This is a genomic window from Cupriavidus sp. FW216-B1 (assembly GCF_058789195.1).
In genome coordinates this window covers 1,533,794-1,556,561 of the sequence record NZ_JBYTEL010000001.1, presented here as the reverse complement: position 1 = coordinate 1,556,561, position 22,768 = coordinate 1,533,794, and the positions used below count along the sequence as shown (strand labels likewise).

The 22,768-nt window shown below is 67.4% G+C and carries 19 protein-coding genes; 12 read left to right on the top strand and 7 right to left on the bottom strand.

From position 1 onward, the window contains the following. The first annotated feature begins 64 nt into the window (after window positions 1–64). The gene (locus AC3WXD_RS06795) at window positions 65–982 is read left to right on the top strand and encodes a 2-hydroxyacid dehydrogenase (RefSeq protein WP_492323336.1); all 918 of its coding nucleotides are present in this window, start codon (window positions 65–67) and stop codon (window positions 980–982) included. 36 nt (window positions 983–1,018) lie between these two features. On the opposite strand, the gene AC3WXD_RS06790 is transcribed toward AC3WXD_RS06795, so the two are convergent. Continuing rightward, window positions 1,019–1,936 carry a LysR family transcriptional regulator gene (locus AC3WXD_RS06790; protein WP_020205215.1) on the bottom strand — a complete coding sequence of 306 codons (918 nt, stop codon included), beginning with the start codon at window positions 1,934–1,936 and terminating at the stop codon, window positions 1,019–1,021. A 204-nt stretch (window positions 1,937–2,140) separates the two neighbouring features. Between AC3WXD_RS06790 and AC3WXD_RS06785 the strand changes: the two genes are divergently transcribed. From AC3WXD_RS06785 to AC3WXD_RS06775, 3 genes are read left to right on the top strand one after another with little or no spacing between them, the layout of a single operon-like run. Beyond that, window positions 2,141–3,490, top strand: a complete 1,350-nt coding sequence (locus AC3WXD_RS06785; RefSeq protein WP_020205214.1) for a flavin-containing monooxygenase — start codon at window positions 2,141–2,143, stop codon at window positions 3,488–3,490. Continuing rightward, the gene (locus AC3WXD_RS06780) at window positions 3,490–3,930 is read left to right on the top strand and encodes a RidA family protein (RefSeq protein ID WP_029044077.1); all 441 of its coding nucleotides are present in this window, start codon (window positions 3,490–3,492) and stop codon (window positions 3,928–3,930) included. Before AC3WXD_RS06785 ends, AC3WXD_RS06780 begins: the two co-directional genes overlap by 1 nt. A gap of 1 nt (window position 3,931) precedes the next feature. Further along, window positions 3,932–4,609, top strand: a complete 678-nt coding sequence (locus AC3WXD_RS06775) for a DUF1028 domain-containing protein (protein ID WP_492323335.1) — start codon at window positions 3,932–3,934, stop codon at window positions 4,607–4,609. A gap of 107 nt (window positions 4,610–4,716) precedes the next feature. Here the strand turns inward: AC3WXD_RS06775 and argC are convergent, their stop codons facing one another. Further along, window positions 4,717–5,646, bottom strand: coding sequence for an N-acetyl-gamma-glutamyl-phosphate reductase (gene argC / locus AC3WXD_RS06770; RefSeq protein WP_020205209.1), 930 nt, complete (start codon window positions 5,644–5,646; stop codon window positions 4,717–4,719). 129 nt (window positions 5,647–5,775) lie between these two features. Here argC and AC3WXD_RS06765 point away from each other — a divergent pair, with 129 nt between their 5' ends. Further along, window positions 5,776–6,660, top strand: coding sequence for a LysR family transcriptional regulator (locus AC3WXD_RS06765; RefSeq protein ID WP_020205208.1), 885 nt, complete (start codon window positions 5,776–5,778; stop codon window positions 6,658–6,660). A gap of 272 nt (window positions 6,661–6,932) precedes the next feature. Here AC3WXD_RS06765 and AC3WXD_RS06760 read toward each other — a convergent pair whose 3' ends face one another. After that, a complete protein-coding gene (locus tag AC3WXD_RS06760; RefSeq protein WP_020205207.1) occupies window positions 6,933–7,868 on the bottom strand; it encodes a LysR substrate-binding domain-containing protein in 936 nt (311 codons plus the stop codon). Between the two features lie 134 nt (window positions 7,869–8,002). On the opposite strand from AC3WXD_RS06760, the gene AC3WXD_RS06755 reads away from it, so the two are divergent. The 5 genes from AC3WXD_RS06755 to AC3WXD_RS06735 all read left to right on the top strand — a co-directional run bounded on the left by AC3WXD_RS06755 (window position 8,003) and on the right by AC3WXD_RS06735 (window position 14,600). After that, window positions 8,003–9,487: a lyase family protein gene (locus AC3WXD_RS06755; RefSeq protein ID WP_492323334.1), complete on the top strand. Its 1,485-nt coding sequence runs from the start codon at window positions 8,003–8,005 to the stop codon at window positions 9,485–9,487. Between the two features lie 56 nt (window positions 9,488–9,543). Further along, window positions 9,544–10,524 (top strand): Bug family tripartite tricarboxylate transporter substrate binding protein, encoded by a 981-nt coding sequence (locus AC3WXD_RS06750; RefSeq protein ID WP_454733631.1) that lies wholly within the window; start codon window positions 9,544–9,546, stop codon window positions 10,522–10,524. 217 nt (window positions 10,525–10,741) lie between these two features. Then, window positions 10,742–12,100, top strand: a complete 1,359-nt coding sequence (locus tag AC3WXD_RS06745) for an MmgE/PrpD family protein (RefSeq protein WP_059412504.1) — start codon at window positions 10,742–10,744, stop codon at window positions 12,098–12,100. 149 nt (window positions 12,101–12,249) lie between these two features. Then, window positions 12,250–13,218 (top strand): chromate resistance protein ChrB domain-containing protein, encoded by a 969-nt coding sequence (locus tag AC3WXD_RS06740; RefSeq protein ID WP_492323333.1) that lies wholly within the window; start codon window positions 12,250–12,252, stop codon window positions 13,216–13,218. A gap of 167 nt (window positions 13,219–13,385) precedes the next feature. Continuing rightward, window positions 13,386–14,600 carry an MFS transporter gene (locus tag AC3WXD_RS06735; protein ID WP_492323332.1) on the top strand — a complete coding sequence of 405 codons (1,215 nt, stop codon included), beginning with the start codon at window positions 13,386–13,388 and terminating at the stop codon, window positions 14,598–14,600. Window positions 14,601–14,737: 137 nt separating this feature from the next. Here AC3WXD_RS06735 and AC3WXD_RS06730 read toward each other — a convergent pair whose 3' ends face one another. From AC3WXD_RS06730 to AC3WXD_RS06715, 4 genes are all read right to left on the bottom strand, one after another. Beyond that, window positions 14,738–15,679 (bottom strand): GlxA family transcriptional regulator, encoded by a 942-nt coding sequence (locus AC3WXD_RS06730; protein WP_492323331.1) that lies wholly within the window; start codon window positions 15,677–15,679, stop codon window positions 14,738–14,740. 128 nt (window positions 15,680–15,807) lie between these two features. Beyond that, window positions 15,808–17,220, bottom strand: a complete 1,413-nt coding sequence (locus AC3WXD_RS06725) for an efflux transporter outer membrane subunit (protein ID WP_492323330.1) — start codon at window positions 17,218–17,220, stop codon at window positions 15,808–15,810. Between the two features lie 9 nt (window positions 17,221–17,229). Further along, on the bottom strand, window positions 17,230–20,397 hold the full coding sequence (locus AC3WXD_RS06720; RefSeq protein ID WP_454733625.1) for an efflux RND transporter permease subunit: 3,168 nt from the start codon (window positions 20,395–20,397) through the stop codon (window positions 17,230–17,232). A gap of 42 nt (window positions 20,398–20,439) precedes the next feature. Continuing rightward, window positions 20,440–21,693, bottom strand: coding sequence for an efflux RND transporter periplasmic adaptor subunit (locus AC3WXD_RS06715; protein ID WP_059412509.1), 1,254 nt, complete (start codon window positions 21,691–21,693; stop codon window positions 20,440–20,442). A gap of 218 nt (window positions 21,694–21,911) precedes the next feature. On the opposite strand from AC3WXD_RS06715, the gene AC3WXD_RS06710 reads away from it, so the two are divergent. After that, the gene (locus AC3WXD_RS06710; protein WP_081651422.1) at window positions 21,912–22,331 is read left to right on the top strand and encodes a DUF3817 domain-containing protein; all 420 of its coding nucleotides are present in this window, start codon (window positions 21,912–21,914) and stop codon (window positions 22,329–22,331) included. Next, entirely contained in the window at window positions 22,328–22,744 is a 417-nt protein-coding gene (locus AC3WXD_RS06705; RefSeq protein ID WP_492323329.1) for a CopD family protein, read from the top strand. Before AC3WXD_RS06710 ends, AC3WXD_RS06705 begins: the two co-directional genes overlap by 4 nt. Window positions 22,745–22,768 lie beyond the last annotated feature (24 nt).

Below are 22,768 nucleotides of genomic sequence, written 5' to 3'. Positions count from 1 at the left end.
CCATACCGGCGCGGCGGCCCGAGACCGCCATGCATCCTGCCCATCCACCGCAAGCAACCAACGCATGACCGCACTCGTTTTCACCGACAAGGCCGCGCTGCACTATGCACCGGCCATCAGCCGGATTGCCCCGGAGCTGGACATCTGCACCCTGGACGACCCCGCGTCGGCACGCGCGGAAGTGGCCATCAGCTGGGCGCCGCCGGCCGAGAGCTATGCGCGGCTGCCGGGCCTGCGACTGATCCACAGCATCGGTGCCGGCGCCGATCGCATCATCTCGTCGGCGTCGAACCTGCAGGTCCCGATCTGCCGCATCGTCGATGCAAGCCAGGCGCGGAGCATGGCGCAGTACGTGGTCTGGGGGGTGCTGAACCGCCATCGCGGGTTCGACGGCATCCGCGCCAATCAGCGCGCCATCCAGTGGCAGCGCGTGCCCGGGCGGAGCGCCCCCGGCACGGTGGTGGGGATCATGGGCATGGGCCTGATGGGAAAGACCGTGGCGACACTGCTGCTGCAGCTCGGCTTCACGGTGCGCGGCTGGTCGCGCCGGGGCACCGAGATGGCGGGCGTGCAAGGCTACGCGGAGGGGCAGCTTGACGAATTCCTGGCGGGCACCCAGATCCTGGTCTGTCTGCTGCCACTGACGCCGGCCACGCGGCAGATACTGTCGCGCGATCTGTTCGCCCGGCTGGCCGAGGACGCCTACGTGATCCACGTCGGCCGCGGCGACCAGCTGCATGTGGGCGACCTGCTGGCGGCGGTGGACGCCGGCCGGCTCGGCGGCGCCTTGCTGGATGTGTTCCCGGTCGAGCCGTTGCCGGCCGATGACGGCTTGTGGCGGCATGAAAAGATCATCGTCACGCCGCATGTCGCCGCGATATCGGATGCCGGCGTGGTGGCCACGCAGATAGTGGACAACGTACGGCGCCTGTCCGATGGCCAGCCCTTGCAACACCAGGTGCAGCATGCGCTGGGATATTGATCGCGCGCACGCGGCCGCGGCCATCCCGCGCGGCGGTCAGTCGATGCGCATCTTGCGGATGTGGCTTTCGCAGAATGCCGCCAGCCTGGTGACGATCTTGCGCGGCTTCATCGCCTGCGACTGGGCAATGCCGAGCGTGGTCGCCTTGACCTCTTCCTTGAAGCGCTTGACGACGAATTCGTCACCGCCCACGGTGCGTGTCGACTTGAGCGGGAAGTTGAGAATGCTGAAGCCGAGTCCGCAGGCCACCATGCCGCGCACGACTTCAGGCTGGGACGAGCGAAAGGCAGTGACCGGACGCCGGCCCAGGGTGTCGAAGAGGGAAGAGAAATACTCGCGGCTATGCGGCAAGTCGAGCATCACATAGGGTTCATCGAGCAAGGACGCCAGCGACACCTTGCGCGCGTTGGCGAAGCGATGGGTCCTGGGCAGGATGGCATAGGGCGGCAGCGAGACCAGCGGCGTGAAATGGATGTCGTCGTCGATATCGAGGCTGTAGGTCAGGGCAATGTCGATGGAACCGTCGCGAAGGCCGCTCAACAGCGTGTCCTGATGGGCCTCGGTGGTCTGGATGGAGATCGACGGGTTCTCCGCCACGAAGCGGCTGATGATGCCGGGCATGAGCGGCGGCGCCAGCGACACCATGCAGCCCAGCGCGATCGAGCCGGTCATGCCTTCGTCCAGTTCGGCGGCCGCCAGTTGCAGTTCTTCGGCGTTCTTGAGCAGGTTGCGCGCGTTGCCCAGCAGATCGCGCCCCGACTGCGTCAGCGACAGGCCGCTGGCGTGATGGCGAATGAAGAGCTGGACGCCGATCGCCGCCTCGAGCTCGGCCAGCGCGGTCGAGATGGAGGGTTGGGAGATGTGCAGGCGCCTGGCCGCGCCCGTGAAGGAGAGTTCCTCGGCGGCCACCACGAAGTAGCGTAGCTGGCGCAGCGAATAGCGAAGTGGATTCATCTCGATGACGGATCTGGTTGGAGAACTGGAACGGAACAGACGGTTGACCGGTCTTGAATAGCTTTTTCGGATTCAGATCGAATATTACATAGATTTTTGATCTACCCACGAATTTGCCCCCGAGCGGGGGGCACAGGCGGTTCCACGTCCCGTACCGGGACATCTGATGCTCATGAAATGCGTCATTTATCAAAGGAGGCAGCGATGTCTGCGCAAACAGAGTCAATCGATACGCTGATCATCGGCGCCGGCCAGGCAGGTATCGCCATGAGCGAGCATCTCACGCGGCTCAAGGTCCCGCACGTGATACTCGAGCGGGATCGTATCGCCGAGCGGTGGCGCAGCAGGCGCTGGGATTCGCTGGTCGCCAATGGCCCGGCCTGGCACGACCGCTTCCCCAACCTCGAGTTCGACAACGTGGATCCGGACGGCTTTGCCGCCAAGGAACAGGTGGCCGACTACTTCGAGCGATACGCGCGGCAGTTCGGCGCGCCCGTGCGCACCGGCGTCGAGGTCCTGGGCGTCGAGCGCCGCGACGGACAACCGGGTTTCGTGGTCGATACGAGCGCCGGGCGTTTTCATGCGCTCCGCGTCGTGGTGGCCACGGGCGCGTTCCAGCGCCCGGTGATCCCCGCCATCGCGCCCGTGGATGCGGGCCTGACGCAATTGCATTCGGCGTACTACAAGAATCCCGCGCAGCTGCCCGCCGGTGCGGTATTGGTGGTCGGCGCCGGTTCGTCGGGGGTACAGATCGCCGACGAACTGCATCGTTCGGGACGCGAGGTCTATCTCTCGGTCGGCGCGCATGACCGCCCGCCGCGCACCTATCGCGGCCGCGACTTTTGCTGGTGGCTGGGCGTGCTCGGCGAGTGGGACAAGGAAATCGCGGTGCCCGGCCGCGAACACGTGACCATTGCCGTCAGCGGCGCCTATGGCGGCCAGGCCATCGATTTTCGCCGGCTCGCGCACGGCGGCATGAAACTGGTCGGGCTGACCAAGGCCTTCGACAACGGCGTGGCCAGCTTCGAAGGCGACCTCGCCGCCAACCTTGCGCGTGGCGACCAGAGCCTGATGGCCATGCTGGACGCCGCCGACGCCTATGCGGCGCGCAACGGCCTGGACCTGCCGGAGGATCCGCAGGCACGCTACATCCCGCCCGACCCGGATTGCGTGCGCAACCCCATCGCCAGCCTGGACCTGGCCCAGGCCGGCGTGAAGACCATCATCTGGGCCACCGGCTATGCGGTCGACTACGACTGGCTGAAGGTGGATGCCTTCAACGAGCAAGGCAAGCCGCAACACCAGCGCGGCGTATCCAGCGAGCCCGGCGTCTATTTCCTGGGCCTGCCGTGGCTGTCCCGGCGCGGCTCATCCTTCATCTGGGGCGTGTGGCACGACGCCAAGCACGTCGGCGATCACATCGCCAACCAGCGCAAGTACCTTGCCTACGACGTCGCCCTGCGCGCCAGGGCGGCGCCGCGCCCACGCGAGGTCGCCAGTACCACCATCGCCCCAGAGGCGCCATTGCAAACCACCTTCGCAGGAGCGAAATGATGCCGACGCACCATCGCATACGCATGTTCAACACCAAGGACACCTATCCCAATCAGGCGCTTGACAATGACCTGTGCCAGGCGGTGCGGGCCGGCAACACCGTCTATGTCCGCGGGCAGATCGGCACCGATTTCGACGGCAATCTGGTCGGGCTGGGCGATCCGCGCGCGCAGGCCGAGCAGGCCATGAAGAATGTGAAGCAGCTGCTCGAGGAAGCCGGCAGCGACCTGAGCCACATCGTCAAGACCACCACCTACATCACCGACCCGCGCTACCGCGAGCCGGTCTACCAGGAAGTGGGGAAGTGGCTCAAGGGCGTGTTCCCGATCTCGACGGGCCTGTGCATCAGCGCCCTCGGCCAGCCGCAGTGGCTGATGGAGATCGACGTGATTGCCGTCATTCCCGAGAACTGGACGGCGACGCCGGCGCAAGGAGCCTGACATGACATTTTCCATCGTCGGCCGCTGCCCGCAGACCGGGCAACTCGGTATCGCCATCAGCTCCTCGAGCATCTCCGTCGGCGCGCGCTGCCCCTGGGTACGCGCGGGCGTCGGCGCGGTGGCCACACAGAACGTCACGCTGCCCGCGCTGGGCCCGGAGATCCTGGACCTGCTGGAAACCGGCAAGTTGCCGCCGGCGCAAGCGTTGGACCAGGCGCTGGCCGCCCGTGAGTGGAGCGAGTACCGCCAGGTCGCCGTCATCGACCAGCAGGGAAGGACGGCATTCTTCACCGGCAAGGAAGCACTGGGCCTGAGCCATGCCGTTGCCGGCCAGCAATGCCTCGCCGCCGGCAACATGCTGGCGGACCGGCGGGTGGCCGACGTCATGGTGGCGGCCTTTGAGCAATCCGAGGGCGCCTTGGCCGACCGCCTGCTGCACGCCATGCACGCCGCCGTAAAGGCCGGCGGCGAAGCCGGACCGGTCCATTCGGCCGCGCTCAAGATCGCCGGTACGCAAACCTGGGCGCTGGTGGACCTGCGCGTGGACTGGACCGATGACGATCCAGTCACCGTGCTGGACGCGCTGTGGCGGAGGTATCAGCCGCAGATGCAGGACTACGTGACGCGGGCGCTCAATCCGCTCGCCGCGCCCAGTTACGGCGTGCCGGGCGACGAGTGAGGCGGTGCCGGCGGTGCGCGCCTCGATGTTATCGAGGCGGCTCACGTCGGCCGGCAACAATCGTCGGCATATGGTTGCGGCCGAACGTCAGCTGAAGCCATCGGCCGCTATTGCCGCGTGAGCATCAGGTTCAGGTTCTGCACCGCTGCGCCGGATGCGCCTTTGCCAAGATTGTCGAAAACCGCGGACAGCAGGACGTGCCCGTGTTCCATGTTGGGAAATACGCTCAGGCGCATGTCGTTGGTGCCGTTCAGCGCCTGCGGATCCAGGTGCTTCAGGGCGCGCGATTCGTGCAGCGGCGTGACACTTACGTGGGCCGCCTCGGCATAGTGGCGTGCGAGGCATGCGTGCAACGCGGCGCCATCCACGTCGGGTGCCAGCAGCCGCAGCGCCAGGGGGACCGTCAGCACGATGCCCTGGCGGAACGCCCCAATCGCGGGGACGAAGATGGGACGCTGCGCGAGCCCGGCGTGCTGCTGAATCTCCGGGGTGTGCTTGTGCGCGAGTTCCAGGCCATATACCTGGTATGAAGGCGCGTTGACGGCTCCCGGTCCCTCATATTCCTCCACGCCGGCACGCCCGCCTCCGGAGTAGCCGGACACCGCATGAATGCTGACGGGGTAGTTGCCCGGTATGAGCCCGGCCTGCAACAGGGGGCGCAGCAAGCCGATGGCGCCGGTCGGATAGCAACCGGGATTGGTGACCCGACGCGCGTTCGCAATGCGCTCGGCCTGTCCCGGCGCCATTTCCGGAAATCCGTATGTCCAGTCCGGCCGCGTGCGGTGGGCGGAACTGGCGTCGATGACTCTGACGGCGGGATTGACAATGGCGTCCACCGCCTCGCGCGCGGCGGCATCGGGCAAGCAGAGGATGGCGATGTCGCAGGCGTTGATGGCTTCCGCGCGGCGCCGCGGATCTTTGCGTTCCGCGGCGGCAAGCGTGGACAGCCGGAGGTCGGTCCGGTTGCGCAGCCGTTCGTGGATTTGCAGCCCGGTGGTGCCTTGGTCGCCGTCGATGAAAACAACAGGAGAGCGCATACGGGGAATACTCCGGTGACTGTGGGTTGTGACAAGGAGAACGAGCCCCTATGTTCCCCGGACCGCTAGAATAGAGAAAGTTGAATTTGATAACGTTAATATTCAGTTTTCCTGAATCTGGATGCCGACATGCGAGAGATCAGCCTGGACCGTCTGCGCACGCTGGTCGCCATTGCCGACCGTGGCTCATTTGCCGATGCGGCGCGTGCACTGCACCTGGCGCCGCCCACGGTCAGCCTCCACATCGCCGAACTCGAAGATCGCATTGGGGCGCCGCTCCTGTCACGGAAGCGCGGGCATGTCAGGCCGTCGGCGATTGGCGAGGTGCTGGTGGAGCGCGCGCGCCGGCTGCTGGCCGATGCGGAGCAGGCGTTGGACGATATTCAACGCCAGGTGCAGGGGCTCGAAGGGCGCGTGCGGCTCGGCGCGTCGACCGGCGTGATCGCGCACCTCTTGCCGCAGGCGCTCGAAGCGCTGCGCCAGCACCATCCCGCCATCGACATTCAGATTGCGGTGCTCACTTCGCATGAAACGCTGTCCCGACTGGCGGATGGAACGCTGGATGTCGGGCTGGTCGCACTGCCTCAGCCCCCGGTGGCCGGACTCGTGATAAAGCCCTGGCGCCGCGACCCCGTGATGGCCTTTGTGCCGGCGCACTGGCGGTGCCCGGCCCGCGTCACGCCGGAATGGCTCGCCGCCCAGCCTCTCATTCTCAATGACGCGACCACGCGCCTCTCGCGTCTGACCGCGGAGTGGTTCGCGGCCGGAGGGCAGCATCCCGCGCCGCGCATTCAGCTCAACTACAACGACGCGATCAAGAGCCTGGTGGCGGCAGGCTACGGCGCGGCGCTGTTGCCCCATGAGGCCACCACGCCATTGCTCGACGGGCGCATTGTCATGCGTCCGCTGCGCCCGGCGTTGTGGCGCCGGCTCGGTATCGCGCATCGTGCCGGGTACGTTGAGCGTTCCACGCAGCACGTACTCGATGTGTTGTGGGATCTGCGATTGACGTAGGCGTTGCCGTTTGTCGTTTGCCATTGGCTGTTTACTGTTTGCCGCTTCGGTTCGTTCCATCCATGAAATCGCGTGGGGCGGAGCAGGCGGCAGGCGGCCGCGAGGCTGTTCTACGACGAAGGGATTCGCGCAACCGTCATCGAGCGGCAGTCGCCACCGCGGGCGTCGTCACGCCGGCGTGCCGCGGTCCGGTCCGTTTCAGGGCTGGCCGGACGAGAGAAGTCCCGCCGAAGGTCGCGCACGGCACGCGGATGGTGGGAACGAGGTCTGCGCTACGTCGGAATACCGAGTGCCGCGACCAGCGTCGTCCGCCGCACGCGCGGCAGCAGCATCCGGATAAAGTCGAAGGCGAACGGCTTGAGCAAGTGATCCCGTCGAACCATGACCATAGCCGTCGAGGCAGGGAAAATATGCCCGGCTTCGATGCAGCGCAGCCTCGGATCCGGGTCGTCTTCCATCGCCATCTTGTTCAGCGCGGCGATGCCGACGCCCTGCGCCACGTAGGCCTTCATCACGTCCACGTCCATGGCGCGCATCACGATGCGGGGCTGTAGCCCGTGCATCTGGAACGCCCGCTGCACCACGGCGCCGGACGTGAATTTCTCGTCGTGCACAATCCACGGCCAGTCGGCCAGATCCCTGATCTTGATCTCGCCCAGTGCCAGCAGCGGGTGCCCCTGCGGCACGACGAGGCAGCGCTCCATCTCGTAGGCGCGAAGCGAAAGGATATCGGGTGCGGCGTTCGACGGCATGGTGCTCAGGCCGATGTCGATGCTGCCGTCGCGCACGCCGGCGTGGATTTCGGGCGGCGTGCCGACCGAGTACTCCAGCTGGACGTGAGGGTAGGTGCGCAGGAAGCGCCCGGTGACGGGCAGCAGCCGGTAGCGCGCATGAACATGGGTGGTGCCCAGGCGGATCGTGCCGCGCGCCTGCCCGCCTTGCCCGTTGTCGCGCAGGCCGCGCAATGCCTGCGAGTCCTGCAGGATGCGGCCCGCAAGCGAATAGGCCTCGCGTCCGGCATCGGTCAGCCCCACCAGCCGATTGCCGCGCCTCGCGAAGACCACGATGCCTAGTTCGTCTTCGAGCGCGCGCACCATCTTGCTCACGCCTGGCTGGGTGGTGAAGAGCGCCTCGGCCGTGCGTGAAACGCTGAAGCCGTTGGCCACGATCTGGCGGATGCAGTGAAGTTGCTGGAAGGTCATCGACATGGCGGCACGGGGAGTCTCGGCGCAATGGCCATATTATGCAATGCAGGCAATGATTGATGCCAATTAATTCATTTGACGGCATGAACTGACGGGACGCACATTAGCGGCAACATAACTCCGTTCCATGTGCCTCCATGTCAGCACCGTCCGCACCTTCTGCACCATCCGCACCTTCCGGCCACGCCAGCGCCGCCTACGCCGTCAAGGACGTCAACGAAGCCTTCCGCGGTGGTGCGCGGGTTCCGGCATTCCTCGGCCAGATCAACCAGGCCTCCCTCGTCATGCTCACCGAGCGCGACGTCATCGGCGCGCAGGATGCCCGCGCGATTGCGCAGGCCATCCTGGCCCTCGAGAACGAAGCGCCAGCCGCACGCCCCTCGGGCGACTATCTCGACTACGAGCGCCGGCTGGCCGAGCTGGCCGGCCCGTCGGCGTCGCTGGTGCATGCCGGCCGCAGCCGGCAGGACATTGCCTCCACGCTCTCGCGCATGAACCTGCGGGCCGACCTGCTCGATGCGCACGCGGGCCTGGGCGACATGCGGCGCGGGCTGCTGAAGTTGGCGGGGGACCACGTGCGCACGGTCATTCCTGCCTACACGCACGGCGTGCAGGCCCAGCCCACGACGCTGGCGCACTACCTGCTGGCCGTCGCCGCCGCGCTGGGCCGGCAGCAACAGCGGCTGGAGCAGGCCTATGCGCGCATCAACCTCAGTCCGCTGGGCGCGGCCGCCCTGGCGGCGTCGAGCTTCCCTGTCGACCGCGAACGCCTGGCCAGCCTGCTGGGCTTTGGCGGCATCGTGCGCAACACCTACGACGCGAACCATCTTGCCTCGGTGGACAGCAGCCTGGAACTGGCATCCGTGCTTGCCAGCTGCGCCGTGCAGATCAGCCAGTTTGCGCAGGACCTGCATTCGCAGTACCTCACGCCTCATCCCTGGCTCACGATGCGCGGGGGCGAACTCATGGGCATCAGCAGCCTGATGCCGCAGAAGCGCAATCCGGCCGCCCTGGAGCAGTTGCGGGCGCAGAGCAGCCTGCTGCTCTGCGAGATGCAGGGGCCGTTCCTCGTCGCCCACAACGTGCGGACCGGCATGTTCGACTACCGCGCCTACGACCCGCTGTCCTCCAAGCGCTTCGTGGATCTGTTCGCGCTTTTCACGCGGATCGTCGACAGCCTCGTGGTCGACGCGCAGCAGGCCCGCCGCGAGGTGGATGCGGACTATTCCACGGTCACGGAGATTGCCGACGTGCTCATGCAGCAGGCCCGCGTGCCTTTCCGCCTCGGCCACCATTTCGCCTCGCTCCTGACCGATTTCGGCCGCGAACGGCGGCTGCGCCTGGCGGAGATCTCCTACGAACAGGCCTGCGCGCTTTACCGCGAACAGGCCGGCGCGGAACTCCCGATCGACGCCGTGCAGTACAACCAGTGCGTGGATGCCGAGCAGATGATCCTGCGGCGCCGTGGCGCGGGCGGACCCCAGCCAGACGAGGCGATGCGCATGTTGGACGAGGAGCGCGCGGCAGCCGAAGCCGCCGGCGTCTGGAACGCGCAGGCCCGGCAGGCTCTCGCCCGGGCCGGCGACGCGCTTCTTGCGCTCACGCGCGCGCGGGCCGGCTGAGCGGCGCCGCTTATCCGGAATCGGAACAATCCAACCAAATAAAACGAAAGGAGACCATGCCAGTCCTCAACCTTCGTCCCCTGCGCCGCGCCGCGGTCGCCGTGGCGGCGCTTGTGCTCAGCGCCGCCGCGCACGCGGAGTACCCCGACCACCCCATTCGCCTCGTCCTCCCGTACGCCTCGGGCGGCGGCGCGGACACCGTCGGCCGGCCGATGGCCGTTGCCCTGTCCAAGCAGCTTGGCGCCACGGTCATCGTCGACAACCGGGGCGGAGCGAGCGGCGGCATCGCCATGTCCCTGGTGGCCCACGCCAAGCCGGACGGCTACACGCTGGCGTTGGCCCTGACAGCCCAGGCAGCCATCAACCCGGGACTCGTCAAGCGGCTCTCCTATGACCCGGTCAAGGACTTCGAGCCGATCTCGCTGCTGGCGCAGGCGCCGTACTTTCTGGCCGTCTCGCCGAGCCTCGGCGTCAAGACGCTGCCCGAGTTCATTGCGCTGGTGCGCAAGAACCCCGGCAAGTTCTCCTACGGTTCCTCCGGCACCGGCAGCGGCCTGCACCTGTCGATGGAACTGCTCAAGTCGATGGCCGGGCTGGACATGGAGCACATCCCCTACCAGGGCGCCTCGCCGGCCTATACCGACCTGATGGGTGGGCGCCTGCAAGCCGTGTTCGCCGGCTTTGGCAGCGGCGGCAGTTTCCTGCAGGCAGGCAAGATGGTGGCGCTGGGCGTCACCACCGCCCAGCGCTCTCCCGCGCATCCCGAAGTTCCGACGATCGCCGAGGCCGGCGTGCCGGGGTACCAGTCCTATGTCTGGTACGCCTTGCTGGCGCCCAAGGGCACGCCCCAGCCCATTCTCGACAAGTTGCAGCGTGCCGCCGTCGCGGCGCTGAAGGATCCCGAGGTGCAGAAGCTGTTCATGGTCGACGGCGTGCAGCCGATCGGCTCCTCGCCGCAGGAGCTGTCGGCCTTCATGCGCAAGGAGACGGTCAAGTGGCGGGAAGTCATCCAGCGCGCCGGCATCGAACCGGAATGAGCGCTCGACCTGAATGCCGGGCGAGGCGAAGCGCCGCGTTCCATTCGCGCGCCTCGCATTCCGTCCCGGGCTTCAGGCATTGAAGGCATTGAAGGCGTTGCGGGCAACCCGGGCAACCCGGGGCCATAAGCATTCAAGGCATCGACGCGCGTGGCGCGTCATCCATCCACCTGCCGGCGAGCAGGCTTTTTTCGAACGAAACCAGGAGTACGAATTCATGCACCTTTCAGCCAGCGAGAAGATCGCCGCCTTCGCGGTCGGCTTCGACGCCTCGGCGATTTCCGCCGAGGCCCGCGCCGCCGCAGCACGCGCGCTCTACGACACCATCGCCGTCGCAGTGGGCGGCGCGCATGAGCCCGCGTCCGCGCGGGTGCTGGACTATGCGCGCGGCCAGGGCACCAACGCCGCGCGCATGGCCACGGTCTGGGCCACCGGCGAGCGCCTGCCCGTCGAGATGGCCGCGCTGGTCAATGGCACGATGGGCCACGTGCTCGATTTCGACGACGTCAGCTCCCCGCTGCGCGGCCATCCGAGCGTTGCGATGTTCCCCGCGGTGGTGGCCCTGGGCGAGGGGCTCGGCAGTGCCGGCCGCGCGGTGCTCGACGCTTGCGTGGTGGGCCTGGAGGTGACCGTCCGCATCGCGCGCGCCATCGTGGACGACCAGTACGCCAAGGGTTGGCACTCCACCGTCTCGATCGCCGCCTTCGGCACGACCGCCGCCTGCGCGCGCCTGTTGGGGCTCGACCAGCAGCGCACGATTCATGCGCTGGGCATCCTCGTGTCGCAGATCGCGGGAACCCGGGAGAACTTCGGCACGATGGGCAAGGCCTTCCAGGCGGGACAGGCGAATGCGATCGCGCTCCGGTCCGTGCTGCTGGCCGACGCGGGTCTGGATGCATCGCCCGCGGCGCTGGACGGCAAGCAGGGCTACGCGGTGCTCTATGCCGACGGCCAGGATCTGCACGCGGAGCTCGACCGTCTGGGCGAGCTGCCGTTGGAGATCGAACGTTCGGGGCTCGACATCAAGAAGTATCCGCTGTGCTATGCCACCCACCGGGCGATTCAGGGCATGCTCGACATCCGGCGCGAAACGCCGTTCACGCTCGACGACGTGGAGCGCGTGGACGTGAAGACGAACTACCGCGCCACGGTGCCTCTCATCCACGATCGCCCGCGCACGGGTCTCGAAGCCAAGTTCAGCATGCAGTACGCCATGGCGGCGGCCATTTGCGATGGCGCGGTAAATCTGGCGAGCTTTCGCGACGAGCCGGTTCTGCGGCCCGAGATCCAGGCCTTCTTCGACCGGGTGCACCTGAGCCAGGGCGAACCGCCGACCTTCCCGCGCTGGGCCGAAGTCGCCGTTCACCTGCGCGACGGCCGCCGGCTGGCGATTCGCGTGGAGGCCCTTCGCGGCAGTGCGCAGCTGCCGCTCACCGATGACGAACTGATCGAGAAGGCGACGGATTGCTTCGCCTACGGCCGCAAGGCGCCTGGCGATGCCGGGCGGCTCGGTCAGGCCTGCTTCCACCTGGAAAGGCTGCCGCTGCAGGCCGTGCTGGACTCGCTGCGCGGCTAGGGCCGCCGCGCGTCCCCGATGGCGTCCCTGATGGCGAGCCTCGCGGCGGCTGATGCGCCGCGATAGTCACCTGTCCGGCGCTGGCCAGTTGCCTATGTAGATATCTCTACAACATTGAAGCGCAAGCGATGGCCCACTAAGCTGGGTGCATGACTGCGCTTCAATTTCCCTCCCAATGGGTGCTGCTGGTTGCCAGCCTGCCCACTTCGGCCGCCACGGCCCGCATGCGCCTCTGGCGCGGCATCAAGGCGCTTGGCGCGGCCGCGCTGCGCGACGGGGCCTATCTGCTGCCCGATCTGGCCGGCGTGCGTGAGCCGTTGCAGGCGCTTGCGTCGGACGCGGCCGGCGAGGATGGCAAGGTCTGGACGCTCTCCGTTCAGGCCACCGACACGCGGCAGGACGCTGAATATCGCGCGCTGTTCGACCGCACCCCCGAATACGCGGACTGGATGGCCGAGCTCTCCGGCACGCGCGCAACGCTGGCCGACGCGGACGAAGCGGCACTGCTGCGCATGGCTCGCCGCTACGGCCGCGGATTCGACGCGATCCGCAGGATCGACTTCTTCCCGAACGAGGCCTCGGTCCGCGCCGAAGCGCGGTGGCGCGATTTCAACGCGGCCATCGACATCGTGCTGTCGCCGGGCGAGCCACAGGGCAGGGCGGGCAGCATCCCGAGACGCGACCCAGCCCAATACCAGGGGCGATGCTGGGCAACCCGACGGCACCTCTGGGTGGACCGCGTTGCCTGTGCCTGGCTGATCCGGCGCTTCATCGATCCCCACGCCACCTTCCTCTGGCTGGAAGACGTTCGCCAGTGCCCGGAGGCGGCGCTGGCGTTCGATTTCGATGGCGCGACATTCGCGCATGTCGGCGACCGGGTTTCGTTCGAGGTGTTGCTCGCCAGCTTCGGGCTGGACGAGGACAAGGGACTGGCACGCCTCGGCCAGATGGTTCACGTGCTGGACATCGGCGGCACGCCGGTTGCGGAAGCGAGCGGTTTCGAAGCGATGGTGGCGGGCGCGCGCGAGCGCCTGCCCGACGACGACGCGCTGCTGACGGAGGCCGGTCATGTCCTCGACTCGCTCTACACGCACTTTTCCAGCGCTCGCAAGCGCTAGCCCGTTGCCCGTCGCCTGTTCCCCGTTCCCGGATTGCCGGGCGTCTTTCAACTCAAGGCAGGGCCGGCTTGGCAGCCTGTCCGCTGCCGCATCATCGAGCCACAGGAGATCATCATGATCCATGAGAACGCCATGACAACCGAGGCCGCCGACCAGTGAATCGCACCATGCTCTCCGGCCTCGTGCTGCCGTCCGGTGCCGACGCAAGCGTCATGCCGCTTCTTGCCGGGCGGGCGCTGCGTGGTTTCTGCGACGGCTTCGTGGCGGTGCTGTTGCCTGCGTACCTGCTGGCGCTCGGCTTCGACCAGTTCGCCGTCGGGCTGATAAGCAGCGTCACGCTGATCGGCTCCGCGACTGCCACCATTCTGGTCGGACTCATCGGGAACCGCTTTGCGCAACGTCGCCTGCTGATCGGGGCGGCGGTCATGATGGCCGCAACCGGGGCGGCCTTTGCGGGCCTGTCGTCGCTCTGGCCGCTGTTGATCGTTGCCTTCGTCGGCACGCTGAACCCGAGCTCGGGCGACGTCAGCGTGTTCCTGCCGCTGGAGCAGGCACGGCTGGCGGAATCCGCGAAGCCCGAGGCGCGCACGGCATTGTTTGCGCGCTACGGCCTCGCGGGCTCGCTGTCCGCCGCATTCGGGGCGCTGGCCGCGGCCGTGCCGGGCTGGCTCGCCAGGCATGCCGGCCTGTCGTTCCTGGACGGCATGCGCCTGATGTTCGTCGTCTACGCCCTGACCGGCATTGCGCTCTGGGCGCTCTACGCGAGGCTGCCCGCACCCCATCCGCACTCGACGTCGACGGCCGCGCCGCTGGGGCCGTCGCGTCGGATCGTCATCCGGCTCGCGATGCTGTTCAGCGTGGATGCGTTTGCCAGCGGCCTGGTCGTCAATGCCTTGCTGTCGCTCTGGCTGATGCAGCGTTTCGGGATGTCGCCCGGCGCGGCGGGCCAGTTCTTCTTCTGGGCCGGATTGCTGACCACGGCGTCACAGCTCGCCGCCGTTCCGCTGGCCCGACAGATCGGGTTGTTGAACACGATGGTGTTTACGCACATTCCATCCAGCGCGTTCCTGATCGCCGCCGCGTTTGCGCCGTCGCTGCCGCTGGCGTTGCTGTTGCTGCTGGCGCGCAGCGCGCTGTCTCAAATGGATGTGCCAACGCGCACGGCCTTTGTGATGGCGGTGGTCACCCCCGCCGAGCGGGCAGCGGCGGCAAGCCTGACCGCGGTGCCGCGCAGCCTCGCCGCCGCGATCAGCCCGGTGCTTGCCGGCGGACTCATGGCAATGGGCTGGGCCGGCGCCCCGTTGCTGGCCTGCGGCGTATTGAAGATCGGCTATGACCTGGCCATCCTGGCCGCGTTCCGGCGCGTCAGGCCACTGAACTGAGCGGACGCCGGGGTGGAGTTTTCCTCGGTATTGCAATCGCGCGGGGTACGTTGCGCGTTTCACGCAACACGTACTCGATGTGTTGCGGGATCCGCGACTGACGCAGGCATGGCCATGCGCGCCGCTTGCAGGCCACCCTACGATTGCCTGAACCGCCGTCGATAGGCGGACGGCGTGAGCCCCACCACCCGCTGGAACCGTGCGCGGAACGTGACCGGGGAATCGAAACCCGATGCCGAAGCCACCTGATCGACCGAGGCTTCGCTGGTCTCCAGAAGCTCCTGCGCGCGGCGAACCCGTTGTGTGATCAGCCACTGGATGGGCGTGGTCCCCGTCTGGTCGCGAAACCGGCGCGCAAGGGTCCTCGGTGTCATCCTGGCCTTTGCCGCAAGCGCCGTCACGTCGATCGGCTTGTGGAGATTTTTCAGCATCCAATCGAAGAGGGGGGAAAGGCTTGTCGTCGTATCGGCAACGGGCTGCCGGATAAACGGCGCCTGTCCGCCGTCCCTGTGAAGCGGCGCCACCGCGAGCCGTGCCGCCTGCACCGCGGCGGCCTGTCCATAGTCGCGCCCGACCAGGTGCAGGCACATGTCGAGACCGGCCGAGCTTCCCGCGGACGTGACGATGTCCCCCTCGTCGGCAAACAGAACGCCGGTGTCCACCTCCAGCGCGGGGTAGCGGCGCGAGAGCTCGTCCGCGGCCGCCCAATGGGTCGTCACGCGATGGCCGTCCAGCAGTCCCGCTTCGGCAAGCACAAAGGCGCCGGTGCAAATCGAAGCCAGTTGCGCGCCGCTTTCGCGCGCGGCCTTCAGCGTTCGGCAGGCGCTGGCGGAAGCCCGCCGCTCGATATCGTCGACGCCCGGAACGATCACGAGATCCGCGTCCAGCGCATCTTCCAGCCGCCCGGGCGCCCGGATATCAAAATGCCCGCCGGCGTCCACGCGCGCCGACTCGCCGCACACCAGCACACGGTAGCCAGGCTTGCCGTTCGCAAGCACGACCCGCGAAAACACATCGCAGGCAATACCGAGGTCGAACGGCACCACGCCCTGGAGGGCAAGCACGGCGACGGTTTTCAATCACATCTCCTTGGTCATGGCGGCGATCCATGGGGGCAATCGGGCAACGCAGACCGCATTCTAGCGCGCGTGTCGGAAATCAATCGGTCCTGGTCATTCCTGCCACTCACAACATCGCCGTCATGCATTCAACCGGGAGATGCCCAGCCACCGCCCAACGCCCTGAACAGATCCACCTGCGCGTTGGCAATGCGGCCTTCGGCATCGGCGAGCTGTGCTTGCGCATCGGCAAAGGTCCGTTCGGCATCGAGCAGGGCAAGGCTGTCGCTGCGTCCCTCCCGCTGCTGGGCCCGGACGATGCGCGCGGCCCGGTCCGCCTGCTCCCGGGCCGCGTCGAGCGCGGCGCGCTGGTCAAGCGCGCGGGCGTAGTTCGACAGCGCCGTTTCCGTCTCGGCCAGCGCTTGCAGCACGCTGCCGTCGAAGGTGGCAAGCGCGCCATCGCTATCCGCCCTGGCGGCGGCGATGCGCGCGCGGATCCGCTCCTGGTTCGGGAAGGACCAGGAGATCGACGGCCCCGCCAGCCATCGCAGGGGACCGGCGCCGAAGACATCGCCAAAGCCGAATCCGGTCGATCCGATCGACGCGCCGAGCGAGATCCGCGGATACAGATCGGCCGTGGCGACGCCAATTCGCGCGGTAGCGGCAGCGAGTCGTCTCTCCGCGGCGCGGACATCCGGCCGCCGGGCAAGCATCGCCCTCCCGTCACCGACGGGGATCGGCACCTCGATGGCCGGCGGCGTATCGGCCGTGGCCGCGGCGGCGGGCAGATCCCTGGGGGCGCGGCCGGTCAGGACAGCGAGCCGGAAAAGGGCGGCCTGCCGCTCGGCGGCAATCGCCGGGATGCTCGAACGCCGCTGTTCCCGCAAGGCGGCCATTCTGGCCGTATCCAGCGGCGTGGCCAGCCCGGCCCGTTCGCGGCCGCCCGTCACCCGCAGCGAGCGATCCAGCAACTCGACGATGCGACGGGCGACGGCGAGCCGCCGGGCTGCGCTGGCGGCATTGAGGTAGGCCCGCGTGGTGTCCGCGACGATCGCCACCCTGACGGCATCCCGGTCCGCCTGCGCCGCTTCGAAGTCGCCGCGGGCCGATTCCAGGCTTCGCCTCACCCTGCCGAAAAGGTCGACTTCATAGGCCACGCCGAAGCCCGCGTCGACGAGCGTGTTCTCCCGGTCCAGTCCGGGAAGCGTCTGGATGGCGGCCTGTCTCTGGCGATTCGCCGTGGCATCGAGTCCGGTGCTCGGATAAAGATCCGCGCCGGCGTCGCGCAACATCGCGCGCGCCCGCTCCAGACGCGCGACGGCCACCCGCACGTCGGTGTTCGCGCCCAGCGCGTCCTGAATCAACCGATCGAGTATCGGGTCCCGATACAGGCGCCACCAGTCGTCATGCGCGGGCCTGTCGTCGTAAAGGGCCGGCTCCGCGCTGGCGGCGAAGGTGCCGGTGGCGGAATCCGTCAGGGTGGGCGCCACATAGTCGGGACCCACGGCGCAGGCGCTCAAGGCCAGCGCAAGAATGGAAAGCGGCAGCGTAAGTATTCTCATCGGTGCACCTCAATCAGCATGCTGCAACCGGGCCGGCGCCGCCGGCCGGCGGCGCCGCGACAGCCGCGCGCCAAGGGCGCGGCAGACCACGTAAAAGGTAGGCGTGTAGAGCAGCCCAAAGCCCGTCACTCCCAGCATGCCGAAGAACACGGCGGTCCCGAGCGCCTGCCGGAGCTCGGCGCCCGCGCCCTTGGCGATCAGCAAGGGCACCGCCCCCAGAATGAAGGCAAAGCTCGTCATCAGGATTGGCCGCAAACGGGTCTGCGCGGCGCGCACCGCCGCCGCGACGGGCGTCAGGCCGTCCTGCTCCTCCGCCTGCTTGGCGAACTCCACCACCAGGATCGCATTCTTGGCGGCAAGCGCAATCAGCACCACAAGTCCGATCTGGGTCAGGACGTTGTTGTCCATGCCCCGGAGATTGATGCCGATCATCGCCGCGAGCAGGCACATCGGCACGATGAGGATGATCGCCAGCGGGAGCGTGACGCTCTCGTACTGGGCAGCCAGGACGAGGAACACCAGCACCACGGCCAGCGCGAACACCAGCACGGCGGTGTTGCCGGCGATCTTCTGCTGATACGCGATACCCGTCCATTCACTGCCATAGCCGGCCGGGAGCGTGTCGGCGGCAAGCCGTTCCATGGTCGCCAGCGAGTGCCCCGTGGAGGAACCGGGCGCGGTGTCGCCGTCCACCTCGACCGCCGGAAAGAGGTTGTATCGAACCACGCGATACGGTCCCGTTTCGTCATGGAAGGTGGCAACCGACCCCACCGGCACCATCGCCCCGCTCGACGAGCGCGTCTTCAGGTTGGCAATGTCGGCCGTGTTGCCGCGATGAGACTGGTCAGCCTGCGCGGTCACCCGGAAGGTCCTGCCCAGCAGGTTGAAGTCATTGACGTAGGCCGATCCGAGATAGACCTGGAGCGCCTCGAATACGCGCTCCGCCGGGACACCAAGTATCTCGGCCTTGCGGCGGTCGATGTCCGCGAAGATCCGCGGCGTCAGCGTATTGAAGAACGTGTACACCTGGGACAGGCCCGGTGCCGCGTTGGCCTTGGCAATCAGCTTTCCCGCCTCGCCGCCCAGTTCCTGGTACCCGTGGCCGCTGCGGTCCTGCACCATCATCCTGTAGCCGCCCGCGGAACCGATGCCATCGATCAGGGGAGGGGGGATGACCATGACGCGCGCGCCGTCGATATCCGCGGTGGCCTTGCGCGCCTCGTCCAGAATGGAGTTCGCGGAACGGTCGCGCTCCTCGAACGGCTTGAGGGGGATGAATGCGGTGGCCGAGTTGGGCGAATTGGTATTGGATGCGGCGTCATAACCGGGAAGCATGATCGTGCCCCTGACGCCCTCGATCGCGAGCAGGCGCCTGGAAACGTCCTGAAGCACGGCGTCGGTCCGTGCAAGAGACGCGCCCGGCGGCAATTGCACCACGGTAATCAGATAGCTCTGGTCCTGCGCGGGAATGAAGCCTGTCGGCGTCACCCAGAACAGCGCGACCGTCGCCAGAATAAGGCCGCAATACGACAGCATCACCCTCCTGGGCCGGGCTACCAGCCACGCCGTCAGTCTCCCGTAGGCGGCGCTGAACGCATCGAAGCGCCGATTGAACGCGTCGCCCGCCCGGTGCGCCGCGCGCAGGACCGGATGCCCGGCGTCCTTCGCGTCGTGCGCGCGCAGAAGCTGCGCGGCGAGGGCGGGCGACAGCGTGAGCGAGAGAATCAGCGAAATGATGGTGGCGCCAGATATCGTCAGCGCGAACTGCTTGTAGAACGCCCCGGACAGCCCGGTGAGGAACAGCGTCGGAATGAACACCGCGCACAGGACCAGCACGATGGCCACCAAGGCCGCCGATACCTCATCCATCGATTTGCGTGCCGCGTCGAGCGGACCCAGCCCCAACCCGAGGTTGCGCTCGACGTTCTCGACGACCACGATGGCGTCGTCCACCACGATCCCGATCGCCAGGACCAGGCCGAATAGCGACAGGCTGTTGAGACTGTAGCCGGCAACGGCAAGAAGCGCGAAGGTGCCGACCAGCGAAACCGGAATGGCGACGACCGGAATGATCGCCGCCCGCCAGCGCTGCAGGAACAGGAAGATGACCAGCACCACGAGCACCGCGGCCTCCAGCAGCGTCTGGCGGACCGCGGCGGTGGACTGGGCGATGAACTTCGTGGAGTTCCACATGATGCGGTACTCCAGCCCGTGCGGAAACGACTTTGCGGTCTCCCGCATGACGCGCTCGACGGTTTCGCCCGTCTCGAGCGCGTTCGTGCCCGGTCGCTGGAAGATGCCGATCATGATCGACGGCTTGCCGGACAGGTACGCGTTGGTGCCGTAGTCGGCCGCCCCCAGTTCGACGCGCGCCACATCGCGCACCCGGACCTGCCGGCCGTCCTTGTCGGTACGGACGATCACGTCGGCGAACTGTTCGGGATCGGAGAATCGGCCCTGCGTCCGGACGTTCAGCTGGAAGGCATCGGTGGACGCGTTGGGCGGCTGGCCCAGCGCGCCGGCGGCGACCTGCACGTTCTGGGCACGAAGCGCCGCGACCACTTCACCGGCGGTCAGGTTCAGCGATGCCGCCCGGTCCGGGTCGATCCATACCCGCATGGCAAATTCCCGGCTGCCAAAAATGATGGCGTCGCCAACGCCGTCGATCCGGCTCAGCCGGTCGCGTACCTGGGTGAGTGCGTAGTTCGAAATGTAGTCCTGATCGAAGGTGCCGTCCGGCGAGACCAGGTTCACCGCCATCAGCGCACTCGGCGCGGTCTTGCGGGTGGTCACGCCGAGGCGCTGCACCTCTTCGGGCAAGCGCGGCGTCGCGGTGGCGACCCGGTTCTGCACCAGCATCTGCGCCGCATCGAGGTTGGTCCCGACCTTGAACGTCACCGAGATCGCAACCTTGCCGTCGCCGGTGGACTGGCTGGAGATGTACAGCATGTTGTCGACGCCGTTGATCTCCTGTTCGATCGGCGCGGCCACCGTCTCGGCAACCGTCTCGGCCGACGCGCCGGGATAGGTGGCGGACACCACGACGGTCGGCGGAATGATGTCGGGGTACTGCGATACCGGCAGTCGGAAGTAGGCAATGGCGCCCACGATGGTAATCACGACCGCCAGGACTGCGGCGAAAATCGGCCGTGTGATGAAGAAGCGCGACAGGCGCATGGAGTGCTTTCCTTAAGGAGGAGATGCCGCCGGGGCCTTGCCCTAGGAGGCAAAGGTGGCCTCGCCGGCGGTCGCCGGCGTGAGCGAGCGATTCAGGGGCGCCGCGGGCTTGATGCTTCCCGGCCTGGTCAGCACCTTGCTGCCGGGGACCGCCATCTGCACGCCACCGACGACGACGTTGTCATTCGGCGCCAGGCCCGAGCGCACGATGCGAAGGCCGTCGACCACCGGACCCAGCGCCACCGGCTTCGCCTCGACGGTGCCGTCCTTCGACACGGTCAGCACAACCTTGCGCGCCTGATCGGTCTGTATGGCGGCGTCGGGGACCAGCAGCGCCGTCGTGGCGCCGCCGCTGGCCAGGCGCATGTTGCCGAACATGCCGGGCGCGAGGAACAGTCCGGGATTGTCCACGACGGCGCGCAGCCTGATGGTGCCCGACCGCGGATCCAGGCCGTTGTCGGTAAAGTCGAGCGCGCCGCGCCAGCGATAGTCGGCTTCGTCCTGAAGGCGGACCTCGATTGCGGACATTTTCGCGCCGCCTTGCTTCGCGCGCAGCGCCTTGAGATAGAGCGCCTCCGACGCATCGAATACGAAGTAGATGGGATCCAGCGCGTTGACGGTGGTCAGGAGCGTCCCGCTTCCGCCCTCTCCGGTCGCGACCAGATTGCCCGGGTCGACGCGCCGGTATGAAACCCTTCCGGCAATCGGGGCGCGGACTTCGGTGAATTCGAGATCCAGTGATCTGGCGTCGGCCCGGGCCTGCGCACCCGCCACGGCGGCAATGCCGGCCTGCACCCTTGCGTGGAGGCGGTCCAGCTCGCTTTTCGAGACAGCGTCTTCGCCGACCAGATTGTCTGCCCGCTGCGCGTCGGCGCGGGCCAGCGCAAGTTCGCTGCGCGCGCTTGCCAGGCTCGCGCCGGCTTCGGCGAGGGCCGCCGCGAATGGCCTGCGGTCAATGGTAAACAGCAACTCGCCCCGGCGAACGGTCGCGCCATCGGCGAAGTGGACGGCGGTGATCTGGCCCGATACGCGCGGCCGGATTTCTACCGTGCGGCTGGGCTCGAAGCGGCCGACGTAGGTATCCCATTCGTTCACCTGCCGTGAAAGCGGCGCCGATATCGACACCATCGGCGGCGTCATCGCCGCGTTGGCGACGGGCGTTTTGCGAGCGAAGACAAAGAGTCCGACGCCGACGATTGCCACGGCGATGCCCGCGATCGCCGCCGGGCGCAACACGGCCGGACGCGGCCTGGAACGCGACGCGGCGCGTTCGTTGAGTTTGGTCTGAGTGTTCATCCGATCACCGGTCGCTGGTTGTCAAGTCGAGCGGCATTTTCGCCAACGCCTCCTGATGGCGAAAGGACGAACTTCCCTCGTTTCTGGCCGCGCCAGGTTGTCAGCCGATGTTTGGCAGAAAACGATCACAATTCGTCGTTTCTGCCACTCACGCCGGTACCCGCGCCCGGGATATAAAACGAGGGTTTCGATCTTCCAGACACCAGGAGCCATTCCTCATGGAACCGCAGTCCCCGCGCACCGGCCTGGCAGGCCGCGCCTCTCTACGTGGCCAGGAACCGGATTTTCCCGGCGAGCCGAATCATGCCGAGGCAGTGACGCAACGGCGGGCACAACTTCGCCGGCTCGAGTTCGCATCGGTGATCGAGGGCACCACGCTCATTCTTCTTGCCGGCGTCGCCGTTCCATTGAAGCACCTCGGCGGCTGGCCCGTCGGTGTGCAGGTCCTGGGACCGCTGCATGGCCTCGCGTTGCTGATCTATCTGTGGATCGCCATGCAAGCCGTCGCCGAAGCCGGCTGGTCGCGCAGCGACGTGATCCGCGTGTTTCTGGTTGCCGTCCTGCCGTTCGGCGGATTCTTCAATGCGGCTTTCATCTCGCGCAAGATCGCCGGCCTCGGGAAGGAGCCGTCCCGATGAGTCTCGCTGCGCCATACCCCTGGCTCAAGGCACTGCACGTGGCGTCCGCGCTGATCTTCGCCGCTGGCGTGATGACCGTGGCGGCGTTCCTGTGGGCAGCGGCCAGATCCGGCCAGGACGTCGCGAGGATCTCGGCGGCCTTGCGCAGATGGGACAGGGCGGTCACGACGCCGGCGATGCTCCTGGTCTTGGTGCTCGGCTTTCTGCTTGCCAGGTCCGGAGGCTGGTTTGGCGCCCCGTGGCTGCATGTCAAGCTTGCCCTTGCTCTCCTGCTCGCGGCCGCGCACGGCATGCAGTCCGCAAGACTTCGCCGCCTCGCCGGCGGGGCCGCCGCAAGACCTTGGCGGGCGAGCCCGTTGCTCCTGGCGGGGTTCGCCGGCATCGCAATGCTCGCCGTGCTGAAGCCATTTTGACTCGTGCAAGAGGACGGCATCCGG